The sequence below is a fragment of the Methylobacterium sp. 88A genome (assembly GCF_000376345.1).
Classification (GTDB): Bacteria; Pseudomonadota; Alphaproteobacteria; order Rhizobiales; family Beijerinckiaceae; genus Methylobacterium; species Methylobacterium bullatum.
Genome location: NZ_AQVT01000001.1, coordinates 4,174,822 through 4,195,961, shown reverse-complemented (window position 1 = coordinate 4,195,961; position 21,140 = coordinate 4,174,822). Strand labels below are relative to the sequence as shown.

Annotated in this window: 20 protein-coding genes and 1 tRNA gene; 9 read left to right on the top strand and 12 right to left on the bottom strand. The window is 68.7% G+C overall.

Features of this window, described 5'->3' with window-relative positions; all coding sequences use genetic code 11:
- Positions 1-63 precede the first annotated feature (63 nt).
- A complete protein-coding gene (locus tag A3OM_RS0120055) occupies positions 64-789 on the bottom strand; it encodes a Crp/Fnr family transcriptional regulator (RefSeq protein WP_018045571.1) in 726 nt (241 codons plus the stop codon).
- A 678-nt stretch (positions 790-1,467) separates the two neighbouring features.
- Here A3OM_RS0120055 and A3OM_RS0120050 point away from each other — a divergent pair.
- From A3OM_RS0120050 to A3OM_RS0120040, 3 genes are all read left to right on the top strand, one after another.
- Complete coding sequence (locus A3OM_RS0120050; RefSeq protein WP_018045570.1) at positions 1,468-1,731, top strand: hypothetical protein; 264 nt, start codon at positions 1,468-1,470, stop codon at positions 1,729-1,731.
- Between the two features lie 94 nt (positions 1,732-1,825).
- Positions 1,826-2,506 (top strand): response regulator transcription factor, encoded by a 681-nt coding sequence (locus A3OM_RS0120045; protein WP_018045569.1) that lies wholly within the window; start codon positions 1,826-1,828, stop codon positions 2,504-2,506.
- Between the two features lie 216 nt (positions 2,507-2,722).
- The gene (locus tag A3OM_RS0120040; protein WP_018045568.1) at positions 2,723-3,097 is read left to right on the top strand and encodes a PsiF family protein; all 375 of its coding nucleotides are present in this window, start codon (positions 2,723-2,725) and stop codon (positions 3,095-3,097) included.
- Here the strand turns inward: A3OM_RS0120040 and A3OM_RS0120035 are convergent.
- Complete coding sequence (locus A3OM_RS0120035; RefSeq protein WP_018045567.1) at positions 3,087-3,755, bottom strand: methyltransferase; 669 nt, start codon at positions 3,753-3,755, stop codon at positions 3,087-3,089. The genes A3OM_RS0120040 and A3OM_RS0120035 overlap by 11 nt on opposite strands.
- Positions 3,752-4,909, bottom strand: a complete 1,158-nt coding sequence (locus A3OM_RS0120030; RefSeq protein WP_018045566.1) for a glycosyltransferase family 4 protein — start codon at positions 4,907-4,909, stop codon at positions 3,752-3,754. The genes A3OM_RS0120035 and A3OM_RS0120030 overlap by 4 nt, the downstream gene beginning before the upstream one ends.
- A 156-nt stretch (positions 4,910-5,065) precedes the next feature.
- On the opposite strand from A3OM_RS0120030, the gene A3OM_RS0120025 reads away from it, so the two are divergent.
- Positions 5,066-6,250, top strand: a complete 1,185-nt coding sequence (locus tag A3OM_RS0120025) for a DNA topoisomerase IB (RefSeq protein WP_018045565.1) — start codon at positions 5,066-5,068, stop codon at positions 6,248-6,250.
- Positions 6,251-6,560: 310 nt separating this feature from the next.
- Here A3OM_RS0120025 and A3OM_RS0120020 read toward each other — a convergent pair whose 3' ends face one another.
- Both A3OM_RS0120020 and A3OM_RS0120015 read right to left on the bottom strand, forming a co-directional pair.
- Positions 6,561-7,244 (bottom strand): response regulator transcription factor, encoded by a 684-nt coding sequence (locus A3OM_RS0120020; RefSeq protein ID WP_018045564.1) that lies wholly within the window; start codon positions 7,242-7,244, stop codon positions 6,561-6,563.
- 237 nt (positions 7,245-7,481) lie between these two features.
- A complete protein-coding gene (locus tag A3OM_RS0120015; RefSeq protein WP_018045563.1) occupies positions 7,482-8,378 on the bottom strand; it encodes a diguanylate cyclase in 897 nt (298 codons plus the stop codon).
- A 214-nt stretch (positions 8,379-8,592) separates the two neighbouring features.
- On the opposite strand from A3OM_RS0120015, the gene A3OM_RS0120010 reads away from it, so the two are divergent.
- The 3 genes from A3OM_RS0120010 (at position 8,593) to A3OM_RS0120000 (ending at position 11,630) form a co-directional block, all read left to right on the top strand.
- A tRNA-Thr gene (locus A3OM_RS0120010) sits at positions 8,593-8,667 on the top strand.
- A 142-nt stretch (positions 8,668-8,809) separates the two neighbouring features.
- Positions 8,810-9,220, top strand: a complete 411-nt coding sequence (locus A3OM_RS0120005) for a DUF1236 domain-containing protein (protein ID WP_026176243.1) — start codon at positions 8,810-8,812, stop codon at positions 9,218-9,220.
- A gap of 388 nt (positions 9,221-9,608) precedes the next feature.
- Complete coding sequence (locus A3OM_RS0120000) at positions 9,609-11,630, top strand: PAS domain-containing sensor histidine kinase (protein ID WP_018045560.1); 2,022 nt, start codon at positions 9,609-9,611, stop codon at positions 11,628-11,630.
- 253 nt (positions 11,631-11,883) lie between these two features.
- Here the strand turns inward: A3OM_RS0120000 and A3OM_RS0119990 are convergent, their stop codons facing one another.
- Together A3OM_RS0119990 and A3OM_RS0119985 are read right to left on the bottom strand one after the other, a co-directional pair.
- The gene (locus A3OM_RS0119990; RefSeq protein ID WP_026176242.1) at positions 11,884-12,150 is read right to left on the bottom strand and encodes a hypothetical protein; all 267 of its coding nucleotides are present in this window, start codon (positions 12,148-12,150) and stop codon (positions 11,884-11,886) included.
- Positions 12,151-12,303: 153 nt separating this feature from the next.
- Entirely contained in the window at positions 12,304-13,926 is a 1,623-nt protein-coding gene (locus A3OM_RS0119985; protein WP_018045557.1) for a Na+/H+ antiporter, read from the bottom strand.
- A gap of 413 nt (positions 13,927-14,339) precedes the next feature.
- On the opposite strand from A3OM_RS0119985, the gene A3OM_RS0119980 reads away from it, so the two are divergent.
- Complete coding sequence (locus A3OM_RS0119980) at positions 14,340-15,479, top strand: HPP family protein (RefSeq protein WP_018045556.1); 1,140 nt, start codon at positions 14,340-14,342, stop codon at positions 15,477-15,479.
- A gap of 208 nt (positions 15,480-15,687) precedes the next feature.
- On the opposite strand, the gene A3OM_RS0119970 is transcribed toward A3OM_RS0119980, so the two are convergent.
- The 3 genes from A3OM_RS0119970 to A3OM_RS0119960 form a co-directional block, all read right to left on the bottom strand.
- On the bottom strand, positions 15,688-16,191 hold the full coding sequence (locus tag A3OM_RS0119970; RefSeq protein WP_018045554.1) for a hypothetical protein: 504 nt from the start codon (positions 16,189-16,191) through the stop codon (positions 15,688-15,690).
- A gap of 77 nt (positions 16,192-16,268) precedes the next feature.
- Complete coding sequence (locus A3OM_RS0119965) at positions 16,269-16,766, bottom strand: hypothetical protein (protein WP_018045553.1); 498 nt, start codon at positions 16,764-16,766, stop codon at positions 16,269-16,271.
- A gap of 11 nt (positions 16,767-16,777) precedes the next feature.
- Entirely contained in the window at positions 16,778-18,865 is a 2,088-nt protein-coding gene (locus tag A3OM_RS0119960) for a M48 family metalloprotease (RefSeq protein ID WP_043764950.1), read from the bottom strand.
- Between the two features lie 304 nt (positions 18,866-19,169).
- Here A3OM_RS0119960 and A3OM_RS0119955 point away from each other — a divergent pair, with 304 nt between their 5' ends.
- Positions 19,170-19,409, top strand: a complete 240-nt coding sequence (locus tag A3OM_RS0119955; RefSeq protein WP_018045551.1) for a hypothetical protein — start codon at positions 19,170-19,172, stop codon at positions 19,407-19,409.
- Positions 19,410-19,433: 24 nt separating this feature from the next.
- Here A3OM_RS0119955 and A3OM_RS0119950 read toward each other — a convergent pair whose 3' ends face one another.
- Both A3OM_RS0119950 and A3OM_RS0119940 read right to left on the bottom strand, forming a co-directional pair.
- Positions 19,434-19,805, bottom strand: a complete 372-nt coding sequence (locus tag A3OM_RS0119950) for a hypothetical protein (protein WP_018045550.1) — start codon at positions 19,803-19,805, stop codon at positions 19,434-19,436.
- Between the two features lie 369 nt (positions 19,806-20,174).
- Complete coding sequence (locus A3OM_RS0119940) at positions 20,175-21,074, bottom strand: LysR family transcriptional regulator (protein ID WP_018045548.1); 900 nt, start codon at positions 21,072-21,074, stop codon at positions 20,175-20,177.
- Positions 21,075-21,140 lie beyond the last annotated feature (66 nt).

Below are 21,140 nucleotides of genomic sequence, written 5' to 3'. Positions count from 1 at the left end.
CTCTTATAGAATGGGGATCCGTGCGGTCCGCCATCGGTCGGGCCTCAAGGCGCCCACTATTCATTACCCTAGTGCGACGTCATCCGTGATGAGGCGACGATACTCGGCCTCCGGTATGCCGTAGCTGTCGCCCGCGATGAGTTCGAGTTTCGGCCGATCGACGATCTCGATATGGGACCTGCGCGCCCGAATGGTGCCGGCCCCCTCGAGAATATGGATCGTCGTCGTCACGCCCGGGCGATGGACACCGAGCATGACGGACAGGAATTCGTGGGTGATGGGAAATTCATCCTTCTCGACCCGGTCGTGGCACATCAGCAACCAGCGGGCCAGCCGCTCTTCCAAAGTATAGCTGCCGTGCGACAGGGCCGTCTGTGCCGTGAAGAGCTGAAAGATGTGGGCGTAGCGCATCATCAGTCTGCGGAAAGCGAGTCTTTGTTCGATCAGGCCGATGAATGCGTCCTTGCTCATCCGCAAGGCTTCGCCTTCGATCTGGATGAAGGTTTCGTGGGGCGTGGAATCCACATCGAACAGCAGCGGCAGGCCGGTCGCGCCTTCGGAGCCGATGATGCCGACCTCGATCCGCCGGCGGTCCCGCGTGCCGACGACGACCGAGGCGACCCCGGTCTCCAGGAAATGGACATGGGTCAGCGGTTCGTTCGGCTGGGCAAGGACGTCCTTCCGCTTGAGCTCGACCCGATCGAGAGCAGCCAGGATGGCCGCTCGATCGTCCGCTCGCAGCCGGGAGAGGAGGTTGTTGCGGATCGTGTGCTGGGAGGAAATGGCCATGCATGCGCCCTGAGGAGACGACGTCGCAGTTATGAGCCGCTCATCAACGCCGGAGGTTGATCATGACATAGCAACGCAGCTGCAAATTCAACAAATGAAGCATATTCATTTGATGAAATTCGTCGTCCCTGAAACTTTACGTGCGTAATCGTACATCTGACTTGTATGCAGCGCTCCGTCAAGTCCTCCATGCCGGACCGTGCGGGGTCGTTCATATTCTTGCCGGTTCGCTTCAATTTTTCAATTCAACCGGTTCGGCCTGGTTCTCCCGATGGCCGAATCCATCGTGCGGCAAGGATGCACGGCCGGCCTGCGAGCGCGGTCGCGGGCCGGCGCGTCGATGACCGCCGCATCGGCGCGGGAATTGCCTGTTCCCGCCGGTGCGGATGGCGGGTGGGCGAACGCCGTCCATCGGGATCCATCGGGCCCGCTGCCGCGCATGGGCGGTCTGTTCGGCAAGGGGTGGTCCCGGCCCTCCCTTCCCTGCAGGAAGCGAGGCACCGGCGGGTCGTCGGGCGGGGAATGTCGTCGCGTCCTGCCTCCTGGGGGAAGGGATGCGTCAACTGTCACCGTTCCGGCATAAGTCCCTCGGAGGGGAACCTCCGGGGTCGGATCGACCGAGGAGACTTCGAGCGATCGGACCCTCGGCGTCAGTGGCTTCACGGAACGGAGAGATGCGTGCCTAACTTCCTCAAAGCGATCATCATGTCGGTCATCGCATTCGCCTCGGTCTATTACCTGACGGGTAATCCGACCATGGCGATGGCGCTGTCGCTCATTCCGCTCCTCCTCGGCCTGATGAGGGTGATGCACGGGTTCGCCTACAGCCTCGCCGCACTGTGCCTGATCGGTGCGGTGGCCTGGTCCGTGGCTCCCGTCGAGACGAAGACGATGGTCCGGGCCGAGGTGGAGAAGACCGGCGTCAAGATCACGGCGCCGTGACGGTGCCGGGGCCCTCGGGGTCCGGCCCTCCCACCGCTTTGGCGTGCCCGGCGGGGATCTGATAGGATCGCCGAGGGCGTGCGGGGGATCTGCGATGGAAGAGGGCAGCGGCGGAGCGGCCATGCATCTTTTGATCGTCGACGACCACCCGCTCTTTCGCGACGCGCTGGCGAGCGCGGTCAAGCTCGCCTTTCCCGAAGCGGTCATCGACGAGGCCGAGGGGATCGCCGCCGCCATGGCGGTCCTGGCGGCAGCCGGCACCATCGATCTCGTCCTGCTCGATCTCTCGATGCAGGGCGTCCTGGGTTTCGAGGGGCTCGTCTCGATCCGCTCCCGCTTCCCGCGTGTGCCGATCCTCGTCGTGTCCGGCCTCGACGACCCGCGCATCATGCGCGAGGCGCTGCAGCACGGCGCGGCCGGGTTCGTACCGAAGGCGGTGGACAAGGCGACGCTGACACGGGCCATCGCCGACGTGCTCGGCGGAGGTCTGTCGATCCCCGCCGCCCTGTCGGATGAAGCGGCCGGCTCGGCCCCTCCGACCCAGCTCGCGGAGCGGATCGCCCGCCTGACGCCCCAGCAGCTGCGCGTCCTTCTGATGATCCGGCAGGGGAAGCTCAACAAGCAGATCGCGCACGAGCTCCAGGTCGGCGATTCCACCGTCAAGGCCCATGTCTCCGAGATCCTGCGCAAGCTCGACGTCATCAGCCGGACGCAGATCGTGATCGAGACGGCCCTGCTCGATTTCGACCAGATCCGTATGCCTCAGGCCGGATGAGCCGAAGGCGCCCCCTCGTCGCGGATCTCCCTCACGGCAATGTGCCCGCGCGGGGGACGGACCGGAGGGGGCTTGGGCGTTGCATCCATGGCGGGCATGGCCGAAGACGGAGCCGCGCCGCGGCGCTTTGAGCGATGACACGAGGCGGGGCTGCCCATCGATCACGGCCTGCCGCTGCCTGGACCCACCCCTCCATCCGATGAAGCGAGTGCGATCATGATGAGTTCGACGTTGAAGTCCGTCCTGGTTGTCGGGATGCTCGCCGGATTGCCGGTGACGGAAGCCTCCGCCGCCGTCGGCGGCAAGATCGGGGCCTGCAAGCAGGAGATGAAGGCCAAGGGCCTGAAGGGCGACGAAGCCAAGACGTTCATGAAGTCCTGCAAGGTCGATGCGCGCAAGGCGTGCAAGGAGGAGGCGAAATCCGCCGGTTCCGACAAGGCCGACCGGCATGCCTTGATCAAATCCTGCCTGAAGGGCGGCGACGCCCCCGGAGCGACCACCGCCCCGGCCGCGCCGATGGCACCCGGCTCCACCGTACCCCCCGGCCCCGGCATGACACCGGAGGCGACGCCCCCGGCTCCTAAGCCCTGAAGCGCCAGACGCTGCTGCGCTTGATCTCCGCATCCTCCAGGGAGCGGCTCACCGGCACCTCGTAGGTCGCGAGGATGTCGAGCCGGTCCTTCGGCAGGTAGGAACGGCCGGGATCTCCGATGAGGATGGTGGCGCCCTGCTCGTGCAGGGCCGCCAGCCAGTCGGTGACGCGGCCGGCAATGTCCCGCTCGTAGAAGATGTCCGCCACCAGGATCGTCGTGATGCCGAGATCGGCGGGCCGCGAACCGATGAGGTCGTCGAGGACGGGCGCGATCCTGTCGCCGACGCCGTTGGCCCCGGCATTGAGGCCGATGGCGGCGATGGCGAAGGCGTCGAGGTCGCTCGCCGTCGCATGGGTGGCGCCGGAGAGCGTCGCCGCGATCGCCACCAGCCCCGAGCCGGAGGCGAAATCGAGGACGCGCTGCCCGGCGACGAGCTCCGGTCGGTCGAGGACATGCCGGGCCAGGGCTTGGCCCCCCGCCCAGGCGAAGGCCCAGAACGGCGGCGGCAGGCCGATGGAATCGAGCTCGTCCTCCGTCTTCTGCCACAGCTCCGTGGCTTCGTCGGCCACATGCAGCACGATCTCCGGCGCGTGGGGCACGGGCAGGAGCCGCGTATTGGCGCGGATGAAGCGAAGAGGATCGACCGAGGGCGTCATGGGCGCAGCAGATCCGCGTAGAGTCCGGACACCGCCCGCATCACCGCATCCTCGGTGAACCCCCCTTCCACCACGCGTCGCCGCGCGGCCTCGCCCATCCGTGCCACGAGGAGCGGATCGGCGGCGAGCCGGACCAGCGCGGCGGCGAGGCTCCGCGCGTCGTCGGGCGGGACCAGCATGCCCTCGATCCCGTCGCGGACCAGCGTCCGGCAGCCGGGCACGTCGGTGGTGAGGAGGGCACGCCCGCAGGACGCCGCCTCCAGCAATGCGCGCGGCAGGCCCTCGCCGCCCCGCGAGGGCAGGCACCCGACATGGTGCTTCGCCCACACCCCGGCCACGTCGCGGGTCGGGCCGTGCCAGGTGACGCCGTCCCGGCTCCACGAATGCAGGGTCTCCTCGGGGATCGCCCTCCGGTTCGAGGCATCCGGCGCCCCGTAGAGGGAGAGCTCCACCGCCGCGCCCTCCGCGCGTGCGAGGCGCGTCGCCTCCACGGCCGTGTCGATGCCCTTCGACCACAACATCCGCGCCACGATGGCGACGCGCAGGGGCGGGTAGGGCGGTTGCGGCGTCTGCGCGAGCAAAGCGGGATCGATGCCGGCCCCGCCGACGATGGTGACCGCCGTGTCTGCCGGATCGAGGCCGAGGGCAATCGCGTCGTCCGGGTTCTCGAACAGGAACCGGGTCTGTTTCGAGGCGAGGGGGCCGCGGATCAGCTGGCGCAGGGCGAGGCGGCCCATGCGTCCCGCCACGTCGCCACGCGCGCCCATCAGGCCGAGCCCGGTCAGGGCGTAGACCCGCGCGGGGATGCCCGCCATCGCCGCCGCCGTCCCGCCCACGAGGATCGAGCGCAGCGCGATGCAATGGACGATGTCGGCCTTCAGCCCTTTCAGGATCGCCGCGAGCTGGCCCGCCGCATAGCCTGCCGCCATGGGGTTGAGGCTGGAGCGCTCGGCCTCCAGCTCGACCACGCGCGCGCCCGTCGCCTCGATCACGGCCCGGTGGGCGCGCACGCGGGTCACCACCGCCACGGACAGGCCCATCGCCACGGCGGCCCGCGCCATGGGCAGGAAGTGCGAGGCGAAGAACCAGTCCTCGGTGACGACGAAGACGAGCCGCTTCTTCGGCGCGGAGGAGGGTGAGGGGGACGTGGCCATGACAGGCGCTGTAGCACGCCGCCGCCTCGTGCGAAGCCGGACGGGAGGCCGGGGGCGATGAAGCGGCCGGGCGAGACATCGCGCCGCCGGCCCGGCTCGGAACGCCGCCCGTGCCCCGCCGGTTGATCGTGCCTGGCAACCGACGGGAGGCGGAGGATGGCGGCGGATCGCGAAGAGGACGGTGTCGTCGCCGATCCGCGGGATGCGGCCATCGAGGCGGGCCTGACCTATGTGGACGCCGACCGTCCGGGGCTCACGCGGCGGAAGAGCGGAACGGGGTTCTCCTATCGCGACGCCAAGGGGAAGCCCGTTCGCGATCCGAAGATCCTGAAGCGGATCCGGTCCCTGGCGATCCCGCCGGCCTATACCGACGTCTGGATCTGCCCCCGCGCCAACGGCCACATCCAGGCCACGGGCCGGGACGCCAAGGGGCGCAAGCAGTACCGCTACCACCCCGATTTCCGGCAGGCGCGCGACTCGACGAAGTTCGAGCACATCATGGCCTTCGCCGACGCCCTGCCCGCCATCCGCGCAAGGGTGGACGAGGATATGGGCCGTCGTGGCCTCTCCCGTGAGAAGGTGCTGGCCACGATCGTCCACCTGCTCGAAGCGACCCTGATCCGTGTGGGCAACGACGATTACGCCCGCACCAACAAGAGCTACGGGCTCACCACCCTGCGCGATCCCCATGTGACCGTCGCGGGGGCGGAGCTGACGTTCCGCTTCAAGGGCAAGAGCGGCAAGATGTGGAACCTGTCGGTGAAGGACCGGCGCGTGGCCCGCATCGTGAAATCCTGCCAGGACCTGCCGGGCCAGGAGCTGTTCCAGTATATCGACGATGCCGGCGAGACGCGGGACGTCACCTCGGCTGACGTGAACGCGTATCTGCGCGAGATCACCGGGCAGGAGATCACCGCCAAGGATTTCCGGACCTGGGCCGGCACCGTGCTCGCCGCCCTCGCCCTGCAGGAGTTCGAGGCGTTCGACAGCGAGGCCAAGGCCAAGAAGAATCTGCGCGCCGCCATCGAAAGCGTCGCGTCACGGCTCGGCAACACGCCGACCATCTGCCGCAAATGCTACATCCACCCCGAAATCCTCGACGGCTACCTGGAAGGCGCGCTGCTGCTCCAGGTGGCGGATGCGGTGGAGGACGAGTTGCGGACGGACATCGCCCGGCTGAAGCCGGAGGAGGCGGCGGTCCTCGGCTTGCTGCGGGCGCGTCTCGACGCGGCGAAGGGCAGGGTCTCGGTCAAGGCCAAGGTGTCGGCCAAGAAGGGGAAGGGGGCGCCGCGAAAGGCGAGGCCCCGTCCGGCGGAGTCCGGGGCTCGGGCCGCGGCATAGGTCGAGCTTCTCAGCGCCGCGCCGGCGGAAGGGGCGAAGACCTTGCCCTCGGCTCGCCTACTCGGTTCACGCATCTGCCCTTATGGGCAGAGCGCGTTTCTCTCCCCCTCGTGGGGAGAGGTTAGGTGTGGGGGTGGTTCCGCCAGCCTCCGTAAGCTGAGGGGCGCCCAACCACCCCCACCTCCAACTCCTCCTCACAAGGGGGAGGAGGGCAGGGTGGCGCATCCCGCGAACGATCTGGATCCAGATACCCCTCTCATAGGACGTCGCCCTGCCCCTTGTGGCGGCCGGCCCGTCGCCTCGCGTTCCCTCAGTGCCGCGCCATCGTCTCGATGACGGCCTTGTGGCCATGGTGGCCGGATTCGCTCTTGCCCTGGCGTGGCGTCTCGCTCTCCACCACGGGGGCCAGACCCAATTGCCGGGCGAGGCAGACGAGGTCCTTCAGCCGGCCCGTCTGGGTCTTGCGGCGCAGGTTGAGCCGATGCGTCTCCACGGTGCGCACGCTGAGGCTGAGGCGGCGCGCCACCTCCTTGTTGCTGAAGCCGGCGCTGAGGAACCGGAGGATCTCCGCTTCTCGCGGGGTCAGCCCATCGCTGGCTTCCGCCGGGCCGGCGGCCTGCGTGTCCGCGTCGCCCGCATGGGCCAGCCGCACGATCGTCGCGCTGATCTCCCGCGGGGTCGCCGATTGCGCCACCACCGCATCGGCCCCCGCCTCGAGCAGGCTCCGCAGGGTCTCGGCGGGGAGGCTCTGGAAGGCCACCAGCACGCGCAGGTTCGGGTGACGCTTGAGCGCGGCGATCCGGGCGAGGGCGCTCTTCGACGCGGTCTCGGGCAGGAACACCAGGGCGACGACGCTCCCGGTGCCCGGACCGCCCAGCGGCAGATCGGCCTCGCCCAGCGTATGCAGGCTGGGCTCATGCTCCAGGAAGGCCCGCAGGACAGGCCCGAGCCCCGCTGGCTCGTCGACGATCAAAACCCCCACGGCCTGGTTCATGCCGCTTCCCCCTCTGTCCCATCGCGACACATCGCGATCGGGCTGGTGGGGAGCAGTTCAATTCCCGTTCCATCGGATTCTTCATCGAATCCGGGCCATGGCCTATGAATACACGGGGGTATTTTACGAAAACAGGTCCGAAAACCGCGTCATCTCGGTTAACGCGGACGGATGCGCGCCCATGGCGCGAGGGTGCCTGTCCCTATCAGGAACAGCCCGGTTCGAAATGGGATTGGCTCATCCCGCCCGGGCGAGGACGAGGTCGGCGGCGGCCGACATCACCCGGTTGCGCCCCGTGGTCTTGGCCTCGTAGAGGGCGATATCGGCCCGCTTGATCATGGCCTCGATCGTATCGCCCTCGCTCCACTGGCTCACGCCGAAGCTGCAGGTGAGGCGGATCGGGGTGCGGGCGCCGCGGATGCGCAGGGCCTCCACGAGGCGGCGCAGTCGTGACGCGAGCGCCTCGGCATCGGTCACAGGCCGGTGCGGAAGAACGATGCCGAACTCTTCGCCTCCGAGCCGCCCGACGATGCCCTCCTCCGCAATGGTCTTGCAGACGCTCTGGATCGCCGCATCGCCGACATCGTGGCCGTATTCGTCGTTGATGCGCTTGAAATGGTCGATATCCACCAGGATCGCCGACATGTCGCCGTGGTTGCCCACACGATCGGCGGCGTCCCGCACCCGTTGCAGGAAGGCGCGCCGGTTGAGGAGGCCGGTGAGCGGGTCGGTCTCGGCGAGGCGAATCAGCTCGCTCTGCATGGTCGTCAGGCGGTCCGCCGCCCGCATGCGGGCATGCAGCTCCTCGGCGCCGGGGGGCTTTTCGATGAAATCGTCCGCCCCGCTGTCGAGCGCCTCGGCGAGATTGCGGGAATTGCGGGCCGAGGACATGGTGATGACGTAGAGCGGCCGGTTGGTTTCGGCGATGAGACGCGCCGACCAGCACAGTTCGAGGCCGCTCAAGGGGCGGACTTCGAGGCTCGTGATCAGGACTCGCACGGTCGGCGTGTAGGTGACGAAGTCGAGGGCGGCCTGCGAGTCGGTGAAGACATCGACGTTATGGCCCTGCGGCTCGAGCAGGCCGGCAACGACCTTCAGGACAACGCGGCTGGTATCGACGATGACGATATGCATGTCCTTGGTCGCCCGCCCCGAAATGTCATGTTGTTCGTCAGCATGGCGGCGACAGATTAACATGTTGCCAAGACGACCCGCCCACATGAGTCGATCCGGGGCCGGGCCGGAGGAGAGGAACGCCGGGCGGCCGGCCTCGTCGGACGACAGGGCGCCGACACCCCGTTCATCGACGGTTGAACGGCGCGCCCGCGGCTGGTAGCTAGCGCATCGGGCCGGATTAGCTCAGCGGTAGAGCAGCGGTTTTGTAAACCGAAGGTCGGGGGTTCAATCCCCTCATCCGGCACCATCCCCCCAATGGCGGAAGCCGGTCGGATCGGGGCCCGCGCCGACGGGCGGATTTCGTTAACGATAACGCGCCATGAAGAGGCCGTCGGGAGATTTCGGTCGTCCGGCCTTGTCGGCACGTCGGGAACGAGGGCGGAAAACCCATGCGGTTAGGTGTTGCGGCGGGTGTGCTCGCGGCGTTGAGCGTCGGGATGGCGGCTCATGCACAAGGTTACGCCCGCGGCACCGAGGACGGTGCCGAGCGCGGCGGCAACATCGCCGGCCCCCTCGGCGCGGCCGTCGGCAGCGTGATCGGAGGCGCGGTCGGGACCGCCAACGAGATCCTCGGCATCGATCGCCGGGAACGGTTCAGGATCTACACGCGGGGCGAGCGTCGCCCGTCCTTCGCCTATCGGGGCAAGGTGCATGTCGGCGCCGTGCTGCCCGAGGGCGGTGTCGTCTATTACGACGTGCCTCCCGAATTCGCCCTGAAAGGCTACAACTACACCGTCGTGAACGATATCCCGGTGCTGGTCGAGCCGGGCACCCGCCGGATCGTCGAGGTGATCGACTGAGGACGGAGCGCGTCCGCCACGGCCCTGCGCCTGCATCCCCATGACGACCCGCTTCACCATCGCCGCCGATGGCGACGGCCGTTCCGGCACAGGGCCTCCGCTGACCGGCTCCAAGGCCCCGCGCGACGGCGCTTGGGCGCCAGAACTTATCAATTGACAGTCACCCCGCATTGAAGCGGGAATGGAAATCCAGTCATCCTGTTGTGACAGGCGTGAGACTGTCTCCGACGTCCGGTCGAGGTATGGTCATGGAGCGTTGGGGCACCAGTCATCGGGTGGGTCAGCGAAGCGTCCGAAAGGCGACGCAGCCGACATCGTGTTGGGTATCGAGTAGGGTGGACCCATGGCTGACGATGTCTCCAATCGAGAACCCACCATCGGTCACGCCATGACGGCGGCGGATGCGGTCGAAGCCCTGGTCGTCGACGACGAGCGGTACCGCCTGCTGGTGGAGAGCATCGTCGATTACGCCATCTACATGCTCGATCCGCAGGGTCGCGTGGCGAGCTGGAACCGCGGCGCCCAGCGCTTCAAGGGCTATACCGACGCGGAGATCATCGGCGAGCACTTCTCGCGCTTCTACACCGACGACGACCGGGCCATCGGTCTGCCCGGCCGGGCCTTGAGGATCGCCGAGACCGAAGGGCGGTTCGAGCAGGAGGGATGGCGCGTCCGCAAGGACGGCAGCCTGATGTGGGCGCACGTGCTCATCGATCCGATCCGTGGCGAGGACGGTACCCTCGTCGGCTACGCCAAGGTCACCCGCGACCTCACCGAGCGACGGGCCGCCCTGGCCGCCCTCGAACGGAGCGAGCAGCAGTTCCGCCTGCTCGTCCAGGGCGTGCGGGACTACGCCATCTACATGCTCGACCCTCAGGGAAAGGTCACGAGCTGGAATCGCGGCGCCCAGCGCTTCAAGGGCTACACGGACGACGAGATCATCGGCGAGCATTTCTCGCGCTTCTACACCGACGCGGACCGCGCCTCGGGCCTGCCCGCCCAGGCGCTCCGGACGGCGGCCACCGAAGGCCGTTTCGAAGCCGAAGGCCGGCGCGTCCGCAAGGACGGGACGTGTTTCTGGGCGCATGTCGTCATTGATCCGATCCGGGGCGAGCATGGCGAGCTGATCGGTTTCGCCAAGATCACGCGGGACGTCACGGAGCGGCGGAACGCCGAGCGGGCTCTGGAGGACGCGCGCGCACGCTTCGTCCAGTCGCAGAAGATGGAGGCGATCGGTCAGCTCACCGGGGGTGTCGCCCACGATTTCAACAACCTCCTCGCCGTCGTGCTCGGCAATCTGCATCTCGCCCGCAAGCGCCTCCCGCCGGATCGCAAGCTGCTGCAGCTGGTGGAGAACTCCATTCAGGCGGCCGAGCGGGGCGCCACGCTGACCAAGCGCATGCTCGCCTTCGCCCGCCAGCAGAAGCTGGAAACCGGCCCCGTGGACGTGCCGGAGCTCGTGCGGGGCATGACCGAGCTGCTGCAGGGCTCCATCGGTGCGGGCATCCCGGTCGCCACGCGGTTCCCCCCGGAGCTGCCGCTCGCCAACGTCGATGCCAACCAGCTCGAACTGGCCCTGCTCAATCTCGCCGTCAACGCCCGCGATGCCATGCCGGAGGGCGGCAGGATCACCATCGCGGCGCGCGACGCGGTGGTCGCCCCCGACGAAATTCCCGGCCTCGCTCCGGGTCGCTACGTCTGCCTGTCGGTCACCGATACGGGGGACGGCATGGACGAGCAGACGCTGGCCCGCGCCACCGAGCCGTTCTTCACGACCAAGGGTGTCGGCAAGGGCACCGGGCTGGGGCTTTCCATGATCCACGGTTTCGCCGAGCAGTCGGGCGGCCGGCTGCGTCTCAGGAGCGTTCCGGGCCAGGGCACGACGGCCGAGCTGTGGCTGCCCGAGGCCGAGGCCGGCGACCGGGGAAAGGCGGTGCCGGAAACGGCCCTCTGCCCGTCGGCGACGAGGCCGTTGAGGGTGCTGGTGGTCGATGACGACCCGCTGGTCCTGATGAACACGGCGGCCATGCTGGAGGATCTCGGTCACGTGGTGAAGGAGGCGGCGTCGGGCGCGCAGGCCCTGCACGTCCTGCGCTGCGCCGAACCGTTCGATCTCGTGATCACGGACCAGTTGATGCCGGGCATGAACGGCACGCAGCTCATCGCGGCGATCGGCCGGGACCATCCCGGATTGCCGGCCATCCTCGCGACCGGCTACGCCGACCCGGCGGAGGGCGAGCACGCCGATGACGTGCGCCTGACCAAGCCGTTCGGTCAGGAGGAGCTGTCCCGCGCCATCCAGACGAGATTTCAGGTCGAACGCCGGATCCTGGCGTTCCGGCCGGCGGCGAACGAGACCGGCGGCTCCCCCGGCGCGATGACGGAAGTGGCCGGCTCCTGGCTCGGCTGATCGGACGGGCGCACCGGTTCGCCATCGACCAATCCGGGATCTGCAGAGCCGCAATCGCCGTGACGGTGCGCGAAAAGGCCCCGATGAGGCGAACTCATCGAGGCCTGGCACGACATCTCGTATCGAAGGGGTCTCAGAACCCCATGGCGACCTTCAGCGAGCCGACGATCGTCGCGATGAGGCCGACGGCGAACACGCCGATCATCGCGTAGTTGAACGGTTTCAGCTTCATCGGCGAACCCTCGTCGACCGATCAGCAGCGGTTCCCGCCCGAGGTCTGGCCGTATTGCTGGACCGGGAAGTTCTGCTGGTTGGCGTTGCCTTCGGCGGCCGAACTCATCGGGCAGGTGGACGGGTTGCGCGAGACATCATCACCACGGGACTGGAGCGAACCCGTCGTCTCGACATCGTAAGGCGAGGACCCCGTGTAACGGGCGGGACGATCGTAAGCCATCGCCGAAGAAATCGAAGACACACCAAGAACGAGGGCAGTGGCGATGGCGGCAATACGGGTCTTCATGGGGGTGACGTGGCTCCTATAAGCTGCAGATCTGGAATGAGGTCTGCTTGTTGCTGTTGGAAATGAATATGGGGCGCCATCTCCATTCTTGGCGTGCTCGCGCGCACGCGGTGTCACGGATTATATCGCGCGCCCGGATCCCGCCCGACCCGCTCAGACGACGAGGCGCGCCTCCACCAGATCGATCTCCCGGACGAGCCGCCGCAGCACCACGTCGTCGATCGCCTCCGAGCGGCGCAGGCGATAGAGGGCCTGGCGCTCGGCCTCGATGCCGGCGAGGCGCAGGCGCTTCTCGGTGAGGGCGAGTTGCTTGATGCGGCTGACATCCTTTCGCGGCTCCGCCGTCGCCGCTTCCAGCCCCTCGTAGCGGTCCATGGCGCGGGCGCTGGCTTCCACCGCGATGGAGGCATCCTCCTGCTCCTCCACGAGCCGGTGCTGCAGGGCCTCGATGGCCTTCACGGCGTCGTCGCGCGCGGCGGCGCGGGCCGCGTCCTCCTCGGCATCGTGGCTGGGCTCGGGGGGAAGGCGCAGGCCCCGCAGCAGCGGGGGCAGGACCGTGCTCGCCAGGAGGAGCGAGGTGAGGATCACCCCCATCGCCAGCAGGATGGAGAGGTCGCGCGCGGGGAACGGCGTGCCGTCCGCCAGGGTGAGCGGCAGGGTCAGGATCCCCGCGAGGGTGATCGCGCCCTTCACGCCCGCGAGGGTGGTCGCGGCCACGAGGCGCAGGGTCGGCGTCTCCCGGCGATCGCCGCTCCGGCGTGCCTTCATCAGCACGAACTGGAGCGAGATCCAGACCCAGACGAAGCGGATCGCCATCAAGCCGGCGGTGATGGCCAGGATCCAGGCGACGAGCCGGCCGGCCCCCTGGACGTCGGCCTGTTTGACGGCTTGCCGCAAAACCTCCGGCAGCTGCTCGCCGAGGAGAACGAAGATCGAGCCGTTGGCGGCCAGAGCCACCGTGTCCCAGACGGCGGTGCGCCGGACGCGCGTGGCGCCCAGGCTGCGGCCCTGGATCTCCACATAGGTCATGGCGATGCCGGCCGCGACGGCGGCGAGGATGCCGGAGGCGTGGACATGCTCGGCGGCGAGATAGGCGCCGAACGGCGTGAGCAGGCTGAACAGGATCTGTAGGCCGGGATCCTCCCCCGTGCGCCGGCGCAGGAGGTCCTGCGCGCCCATGAGGAGGAAGGTGGTCGCGGCGCCGATGCCGATGCCGCCCAGCGCGAGCCAGACGAAGGTGGTCGCGGCCTGGGGCAGCGAGAAGGTGCCCGTGAGGGCGGAGGCGATGGCGAAGCGCAGGCAGACGAGGCCGGTGGCGTCGTTGAGGAGGGCCTCGCCTTCGAGGATGTGCATGAGGCGCCGCGGGACCGGAGCCTGCGCCGCCACGGACGAGACCGCGATGGGATCGGTCGGCGAGAGGACGGCCGCGAGGGCGAAGGCCACGGCGAGCGGCATCCCCGGGATCATGCCGTGGATCAGCGTTCCGATGCCGAGCACGGTCAGGACCACGAGGCCCAGCGCCAGGGCCAGCACGGTCTTGCCGTCACGGAACAGGTCGCGCTTCGGAATACGCCAGCCGTCCAGGAACAGGAGCGGCGGCAGGAAGACGAGGAAGAAGATTTCGGGGTCGAGGGACGTGCTCGGCAACGGACCCAGGGCCAGGGCCACGCCGATGGCGATCTGGATCAGCGGCAACGGCAGCGGAAGCAGGCGGCCGAGGGCGCCACTGACGAGGACGGACAGCAGCAGGGCCAGGACGACGGTAACGCTTTCCATGCGCCTCTTTCATGGTGGGGCCGGTGGCGGTGTCGATGCCTCGGCGGTGTGGCGTCTTAGGGGCGCGATGGCCACAACTGCCATCGCCGTCCGAGCGAGCCGCAGGTCCGGAGAGGACCGCAGCGCGAGCGCCCTCGGATGACCCGCATCATCGATCACAGGACAGTGATCGGCAGGCAGGGCTTCACACCCGCATACTCGGCGGCGGCCAAAATTGTGAGCGATCGGAACGCGAAAGCGTCGTGCGACCATATCGGACGCCCGGATTGCCTCACCAAAAGGCAAAATGCCTATCGAGATTGCAAATCTCGACGCGGCCTGTAAAACTCTTACTGGTATACCAGACTCGTGAGCCAGCGATGGCGGCGATGAGCGGCCGAGTGCGCGGTCGAACGGGGGAGGGGTAGGAGAGGATGTCCAACATCGCCGGTCCTGGACGTCGTCTCGGCGACCTGCTCGGATCTCGCCTGTTTCGGCCGATCCTGGCGGGTGCGACGCTGCGCGAGCGTCTCATCGCCTGCCTCGGTGCTCTCCTGGGCATCGCGCTGACCGGCCTCGTCAGCGGCTGGATCGTCGGAGAGGGGCCGCACATTCCCCTGATCGTCGCCCCGATGGGAGCGACCGCGGTGCTCCTCTTCGCCGTGCCGGCGAGCCCGCTCGCCCAGCCCTGGCCGATCATCGGCGGCAACACGATCTCGGCCCTGATCGGCGTCACGGCGGCCTATTTCATCCCCAACCCCGTGCTGGCCATCGGTGTCGGCGTCTCGCTCGCCATCGCGGCGATGTCGTTCACGCGCTGCCTGCATCCGCCGGGCGGTGCCGCCGCCCTGACGGCGCTCATCGGCGGGCCGGCCATCGCGTCCTCCGGCTTCCTGTTTCCCTTCGTCCCCGTCTGCCTGAACTCCCTCATCCTGGTCGGCCTCGGCATCGCCTTCCATCGGCTGTCGGGGCGTCACTATCCGCATGTTCCGCAGGCGGCGCCCGTCAACGTCCATGGGACGGCCGACCTGCCCGCTCCGCTCCGCGTCGGCTTCAATGCCCGCGACGTCGACGCGGCGCTCCAGTCCTTGAACGAAACCCTCGACATCGACCGGACCGACCTGGATCGGTTGCTCCGCGAAGTCGAGAGCCAGGCTATGTCCCGCGCCCATGGGGAGCTCGACTGCGGCACGGTCATGTCGCGGGACGTGGTCACGATCGGCGTGAACGACTCCGTCGCGAAGGCGCGCGACCTGCTGCTCAAGCACAACATCCGGACCCTGCCCGTGATCGACGGCGCGGGGCGGCTCGCCGGCACGCTGGGCCTGCGCGAACTGGCCTTGCGGGGCGACGGGGCCATCGCGCAGGTGATGTCGACGGCCAGGACCGCCATGGCGGGCGAGCCCGTGCTTTCCCTGGTCGAGACGCTGAGCGACGGATACACGCATGCGGTGGTGGTCACGGCCGAGGATCGCAGCGTCCTCGGGATCGTCACCCAGACCGACCTGCTGGCGGTCCTGATGCGCATGGTCTCCGCCAAGGCCCTCGAACCCGCCGGCCCGCAGACGTCGTGAACGGCCCGTCGGCGGGGAGGGCATGGCCCGGTTGTTGCCTGGGAGGTGCTTTCCTCCCACCGTACCAGCACGGGTTCGGGCCGATGCACGACACGCCGCTTCTTCTCAACCTTCTCTACGCGATCCTGATGGCGTCGAGCATGATGATCACGTGGCAGGTCCACCGACTTCTCGGCCGCGCCTGAAGGAGACGCGGCCAGCGTTGCGATCAGAGGTTCTTTTCCAGAACCTTCACCACGGCATCGACCCGGTCCTTGAAGTCGGCGACGTTGGAGAAGGGCCGCCAGTTCACGTCGAGGGTGCCGCCCTCGAAGGTCAGCCCGTTGGGGTAGTTCGAGGCCGGCGCGGTCTTCTCGTCGAACCGGATGCGGATCGCCTTGAGCTTCTGGGCAAGGGCGTCCCGGCCCATCTTGTCCTTGCCGACCTCCTTCAGCCCGGCGGCGATGGGCTCGAAGATCGTCTTCCCGAAATAGCCTTCGTCCGCATAGTACTTGGCATCGCCGGGGATCGTCAGCTGGTCCCAGGCGACCTCCACCGGCACGGGCATGCCCGCCGCGTCCTGGATCGCCTTCTCGTAGGCGGGATAGCGGTCCTGGCGGTAGGCGGCGATCGCCCGGCGCTCGGCGAGGCCCACCGTCGGCTCGGCCCATGCCGCCGATGCGGAGAGCAGAACGAGGGCGGTGGCTTCGAGAACGTGGCGGCGTGACATCATGCGGCGGTTCCTTCGTCGTGCGGCGGCCCCGGATCACGGGCCTGGGGTGACGGTTCGACGGCCGGAGCGAGGCGCCTTCAGGAGGCCGCGCGCCGGTTGCGGATCATCCCGGCGATGCCCAGCACGATGATTGCGGCCAGCGCCCCGGTGATCGCCAGGAAGGTGAGGGTGCGGTTCCACAGCCGGTCGAGGCCGAGATCGGTGGTGACGAGGTCGGGACGGCCCGCATCGGCCATCACCCGGATGCTGTAATCGCCCACATGTAGGCCGGTGAACACGTAGTTCACCCGGCGCGCCACGGTGCCGGTGGGCGTGCGCAGGTTCAGCGTCGCGTCGCAGATGTGAATCACGATCTTGGCGCTGCACTTGCCGTCCGTCACCCGCGCGTCGGCGACGGGATGGGCCGTGTCGCGGACCTGCCAATCCGAGAGCAGCGGCGGCGCCGTGTAGACGAGGCAGGCGCCGAGGAGTCCCGCGAGCGCCGCGAGGCCGAACAGCGTCCAGAAGATGTTGCCCCAGCCCTGGCGGGGAGGGGGGAGGCGCAAGGTGTCCGGGCTTTTCGCGGAAGCGGTCATGGGTGCGGGCCTCACGTGGCTCTGGCGTCGGGGGTGGAGCGGGCCGGGGATGAGCCGGCCTCGGCGAGGACGCGGCGCGCTTCCGCCGCGTGGCGGTAGCGGCCGATCAGGTCGGCGAAGTCCTGCAGCGTCATCTTCCGCGGCAGGCCGGCCCTGATCGTGACGATGCGGCGCTTGGGGTCGAGGCGGATCTTCCGGCCTCCCGGCACGAGCCGCGGGAACGGCGCTTCCGGCGGCAGGAGCAGGCGCGTGACGATTCCGGTCTGCTGCAGCGTCATGTCGAGATCGGCCATGTCGTCCCAGGGGATGGGCCGGTCGAGGCCGGGGATCGCCAGGGCTTCGGGCCGCAGGATCATCGTGGTCCGCTCACCCCGCCACAGCCTGAACAGGCCGAAACCCGCAAGCGCGGCCCCGCAGGCAAGGGCCACCCATGCCACGAGGCGTGCTTCCCAGGCCGACAATCCCGGAAAGCCGAGGGTCACCAGGCCGAGGGCGAAAGAGGCGAAGAGCAGTCCGGTGACCGCGAGGACGATGGCGCCGGGCCGGCTGTTCTCGCGCAGCACCCGCTCCTCGGTGCCGATTGCCGCCGCCGTCGCTTCGAGATGCGCCCGTACGGCCGCGTCATGCTCCTCCACGGCCCCCCGGAAATCCGCCGTGGCCGTCCGGCACAATCCGGCGGGGTCCGCGAAATAGGCGGCGAGCTGGCCCAGCGCGTGGGGCGGCGGCACGATGGCCGCGGCGGCCAGGAGTTCGGCGTCGAGGGTTCTGCCGAGGGCGGCGATGCGCTCGCGGGTCGGCGGATGGGTGTCGGTGGGGTGGGGCTGCTCGGCCTCCAGATGCGCGGCCGGGTCGTCGAGGCCGCGCGCGATCACGTGATCGAGGATGGCGGCGACGAGATCGGCGGGGGCCGATCCGGGCTTTTCGGCGGCGGCATCGAGCACCTCGGCGATGCGGGGCTGAACCGCGCCGGTGCGCAGCAGCGCCCGCGCGGCGGCATCCGCCGAGGTCGGTCCGGCGCCCGCGGCGTCGGCGGCGAATTCCCGCGCCCGGCTCCAGTGCCGCACGGCGAGGTGGAACCGCTCCATCACGAAGGCGCCGAGGCGCAAGGACGGGGTGAGCAGCCCGAAGGATCCGGCATGCCCTTCCGCCACCGCGTCGAGGGAGCGCCCGACCCCGGCATAGATCGGCAGGAAGCGCTGGCTGTAGGCGGTGTCGCCCCCGGCGTAATGGGCGAGTTCGTGGCCGATGATCGCCGCCACCTCGTCGCCGCGCATCAGGGCGAGGTAGGGCAGCGGGAGATAGAGGATGCGGCCCGTCAGCCGCTCGCCCCCCGGCTCCACAACGGCCGGCCCGGCGCTGACGAAGAAGCCTCCGGTGAGGCCCACCACCACGGCCTCGGGCTTGAGCGCTCCCAGCCGTTCGGCGAGCCCCTCGGTGAGACGCCACAGGCCGGGCGCTTCCGCCGGCGAGACGGTCCGGCCGAGGATCGGCAGCGGGTCGGGCTCGAACGCGGCCAGCGCGCGGCGCAGGCCGAGGACGGTGGCGCCCGCCGTGACGAGGACGGCCCCGACGGCCACGGCGGCGATCATGAGCAGCTTGATCTCTCCGCTGCCGAGACCGGGCCTGGCGAGGATGCCGGCCTCGAAGATCACGGCGGCGACGAACCCTCCGGCGGTGAGGAGGACCTGGATGGCGAGGATGGGAGGCAGCAGCCGTCGCACCAGGGAGAAGCCGCCCACCAGCACGTCCCGCGAGGCCCGTCCCATCCATCCCAGGACGGCGCCGGCCAGGAGGACGAGGACGGACAGGGCCGCCGCGATGCCCCCGGCCGCGATGACGACGGGCGGCAGCGTCCGGCGCCAGTCCATCAGCAGGGTCAGGGTCGCGGTCTCGTCGCGCGCCGCCCGGGCCTGGACCAGGGCGAGGGGGCCGCCATAGCTTTGCCCGTTGCGGCGGAACTGCATGCGGTAATCGATGCGGCCGTCCCGTGGCTCCCGCGCCTCGAGATCCTGGACGATCCGCGTCAGGTGCAGGCGTTCCGCATCGAGATCGGCCCAGTCGGCGGCGGCGCGCTCCTGCTCCCAGACCCCGAGCAGCATGACGGCCAGGGGCAGCAGGACGGTGGCGGCCACGAGGCCGACCAGCGAGCGCAGACGCGATGGTGCGCGCGTAATCGTAGCGTCGGCGATGCCTGCCTCCCGAGATGTGTCTTCGCACAAACGGGCATGGGCATAGGCGACTTCCTAGGAAAAATCACCCTTCGAGGCGCACGCCCGATCCAGACGGCCTTCTGGAAACTCTCCCCATGGCGAGGTGGAGGGCGACGCCAGACCGCCCGCTGGCCAGAATGCCCCCTGGAATGAGGCATGAAACTTTTTTGTATGAAGCTCCGTAGGCGCGCGGATGAATCTCAATCTCTTTCCGGGTTTCTCCACCCCCGTGCTCGCCTCGACGGAGGCCGCCCTGATCGCCGCCGACGCGGCGTGGATCGCGGAATTGGCGAGCGTGTTCGGATCCGAGAGGATCGACGAGATGGCGGCGCAGCGCGCGGGCCGGGGCGAGGAGGGAAGTCGCCTCCGATCTCTCTACGATGCGCGCGAGCGTGCGTTGGCGGCATGGCGCGCCGCGCGCGGCATGGATTAGCCGCGCTGGCCGGTCCTATTAGGTTCAGAGACCATAGCTCCCCGTCATCCCCGATCCCGCAAGGCTGACGCCCTTCTTCGACGCGCGGTGTCCGTCGCCATAGGTGGGGGGCGCGTAGCCCTGTCGCGACTGCCGATGGATCGCGTCGCCGAGATCGCCTGCGACCTGCCGCAGGGTGGTCGCGTGGCACGAGGCGGCGACCCGCGTGGCGAGTTCGCGGGTATGGCTCCGGCCATAGAGGAAGGCGGCGAGGCGGGCGCGGGTTCGCTCGGGGATGGTGGCCATCAGCGCGGGGATGGCGTCGGCGTGGGCGCGGTAGATCTGTCCGAGCTCGTCGCCGGAAACAGGGCAGTCGTCGTTGAAGTCTTCGATGCCGATCGAACGGGCCTGGAACACTCGGATACCTGCAAGTTGGGTTGCCCCATCAGTGCGGCGCCGTGGTTAACGAATGGTGTCCATCCCCGCCGATCGGTGGGAAGTCGTTAACAGACGGTCGGTCGGCAGACCTTCACCGGCCCGGTGTCGATCGATCCCGTCGTGTCGGGGTCGCGGCTGAGCGAGGCGTGAGGACCGGGCTGAGGGGCGGTCTTGGGGATCTTCATCAGCTGGAAAGCGCACACGCAACAGAGGGCCAGCGAGGCCAGCCAGAGGGCACAGCGTGCGGTTTTGACGGTTCGTTTCGACATGCTTTGTTTCGACATGGCCGCCAGGGTGGGCCCGATTGGTTAGCCAATGTTGAACGCCGGTCGGCGACCGACCGAGGCGTCATTCCCGCCGCAATGCGGCGGCCAGACGCTCCGCGTCGCTGCGCATCAGGGCCAGGAAGTTCTGCGCCATCGGTCCCGAGCGCAGGTGATAGAGGGCGTGGACATCCGCCGACAGGATCGGCGAGACGACGGGCCTGTAGGTGACGTTCGCATGGGCGAGCTTCGCCACGAATTCCGGGATCAGGGCAACACCGAATCCTGCCGCCACGAGGCTGGTGAGCGAGGCGGCCTCCACCGCCTGCTGCGAGATGGTCGGATAGAAGCCGGCGCCGATGCAGCATTGCAGGATGTGCCTGGCAAACAGCGAATCGCGCAGACGGAGGAAGACGAATTTCTCGTCCTTGAGGCGGCCCAGGGTCACCGACTCGCTCACGATCCCGTGGCCCTTGGGCAGGACCACGGCGATCCCCTCGCTCCAGGCCAGTTCGCTCAGGAGGTCCGGGTCCTGCGGCGGCGTGCGCAGGAAACTGATGTCCGTCTGCCCCGATTTCAGCGCGGCGATCTGCTTGTCCGGCGACATCTCGTGGATCTGGATGTCGACGCCGGCGAAGGTCTCCTGGAATTTATGGATCAGTCCGCCGAGCGGTCCGGCGAGCATCGAGCCCGTCAGGCCGACATTGAGTACGCCGACGCTGCCGCAGCCGATGGCATGCGCCCGCTCGGTGGCGTCCTGCGCGCTGTGGAGGATGGCCTTCGCCCGGACCAGGAAATCCTGGCCCGCCTGGGTGAGCGAGACGCGGCGGGTCGTCCGCTCCAGCAGGCAGGTTCCGATCTCCGTCTCCAGATCGCGGATCTGCTGGCTCAACGGCGGCTGCGCCACGCCGAGGGCCTCCGCGGCCGCCGTGAAACTCAGCTTTTCTGCGACGGCGACGAAGTAGCGGAGGTGGCGCAATTCCATGGCCGCCATTCATATGTGGAAGCTCTTAATGGCGACGAAAGAGATATTTGACGGCCGGCGCGGGTC

Coding starts and splice junctions, on each gene's coding strand:
- A3OM_RS0120055 (WP_018045571.1), bottom strand. CDS start 789: ATGGCCATTTCCTCCCAGCACACGATCCGCAACAACCTCCTCTCCCGG.
- A3OM_RS0119965 (WP_018045553.1), bottom strand. CDS start 16,766: ATGACCGCTTCCGCGAAAAGCCCGGACACCTTGCGCCTCCCCCCTCCC.
- A3OM_RS0120015 (WP_018045563.1), bottom strand. CDS start 8,378: ATGCATATCGTCATCGTCGATACCAGCCGCGTTGTCCTGAAGGTCGTT.
- A3OM_RS0119970 (WP_018045554.1), bottom strand. CDS start 16,191: ATGATGTCACGCCGCCACGTTCTCGAAGCCACCGCCCTCGTTCTGCTC.
- A3OM_RS0120030 (WP_018045566.1), bottom strand. CDS start 4,909: ATGGCCACGTCCCCCTCACCCTCCTCCGCGCCGAAGAAGCGGCTCGTC.
- A3OM_RS0120040 (WP_018045568.1), top strand. CDS start 2,723: ATGATGAGTTCGACGTTGAAGTCCGTCCTGGTTGTCGGGATGCTCGCC.
- A3OM_RS0120005 (WP_026176243.1), top strand. CDS start 8,810: ATGCGGTTAGGTGTTGCGGCGGGTGTGCTCGCGGCGTTGAGCGTCGGG.
- A3OM_RS0120000 (WP_018045560.1), top strand. CDS start 9,609: ATGACGGCGGCGGATGCGGTCGAAGCCCTGGTCGTCGACGACGAGCGG.
- A3OM_RS0119940 (WP_018045548.1), bottom strand. CDS start 21,074: ATGGAATTGCGCCACCTCCGCTACTTCGTCGCCGTCGCAGAAAAGCTG.
- A3OM_RS0120020 (WP_018045564.1), bottom strand. CDS start 7,244: ATGAACCAGGCCGTGGGGGTTTTGATCGTCGACGAGCCAGCGGGGCTC.
- A3OM_RS0120045 (WP_018045569.1), top strand. CDS start 1,826: ATGGAAGAGGGCAGCGGCGGAGCGGCCATGCATCTTTTGATCGTCGAC.
- A3OM_RS0120025 (WP_018045565.1), top strand. CDS start 5,066: ATGGCGGCGGATCGCGAAGAGGACGGTGTCGTCGCCGATCCGCGGGAT.
- A3OM_RS0119960 (WP_043764950.1), bottom strand. CDS start 18,865: ATGCTGCTCGGGGTCTGGGAGCAGGAGCGCGCCGCCGCCGACTGGGCC.
- A3OM_RS0119990 (WP_026176242.1), bottom strand. CDS start 12,150: ATGAAGACCCGTATTGCCGCCATCGCCACTGCCCTCGTTCTTGGTGTG.
- A3OM_RS0119980 (WP_018045556.1), top strand. CDS start 14,340: ATGTCCAACATCGCCGGTCCTGGACGTCGTCTCGGCGACCTGCTCGGA.
- A3OM_RS0119985 (WP_018045557.1), bottom strand. CDS start 13,926: ATGGAAAGCGTTACCGTCGTCCTGGCCCTGCTGCTGTCCGTCCTCGTC.
- A3OM_RS0119955 (WP_018045551.1), top strand. CDS start 19,170: ATGAATCTCAATCTCTTTCCGGGTTTCTCCACCCCCGTGCTCGCCTCG.
- A3OM_RS0120035 (WP_018045567.1), bottom strand. CDS start 3,755: ATGACGCCCTCGGTCGATCCTCTTCGCTTCATCCGCGCCAATACGCGG.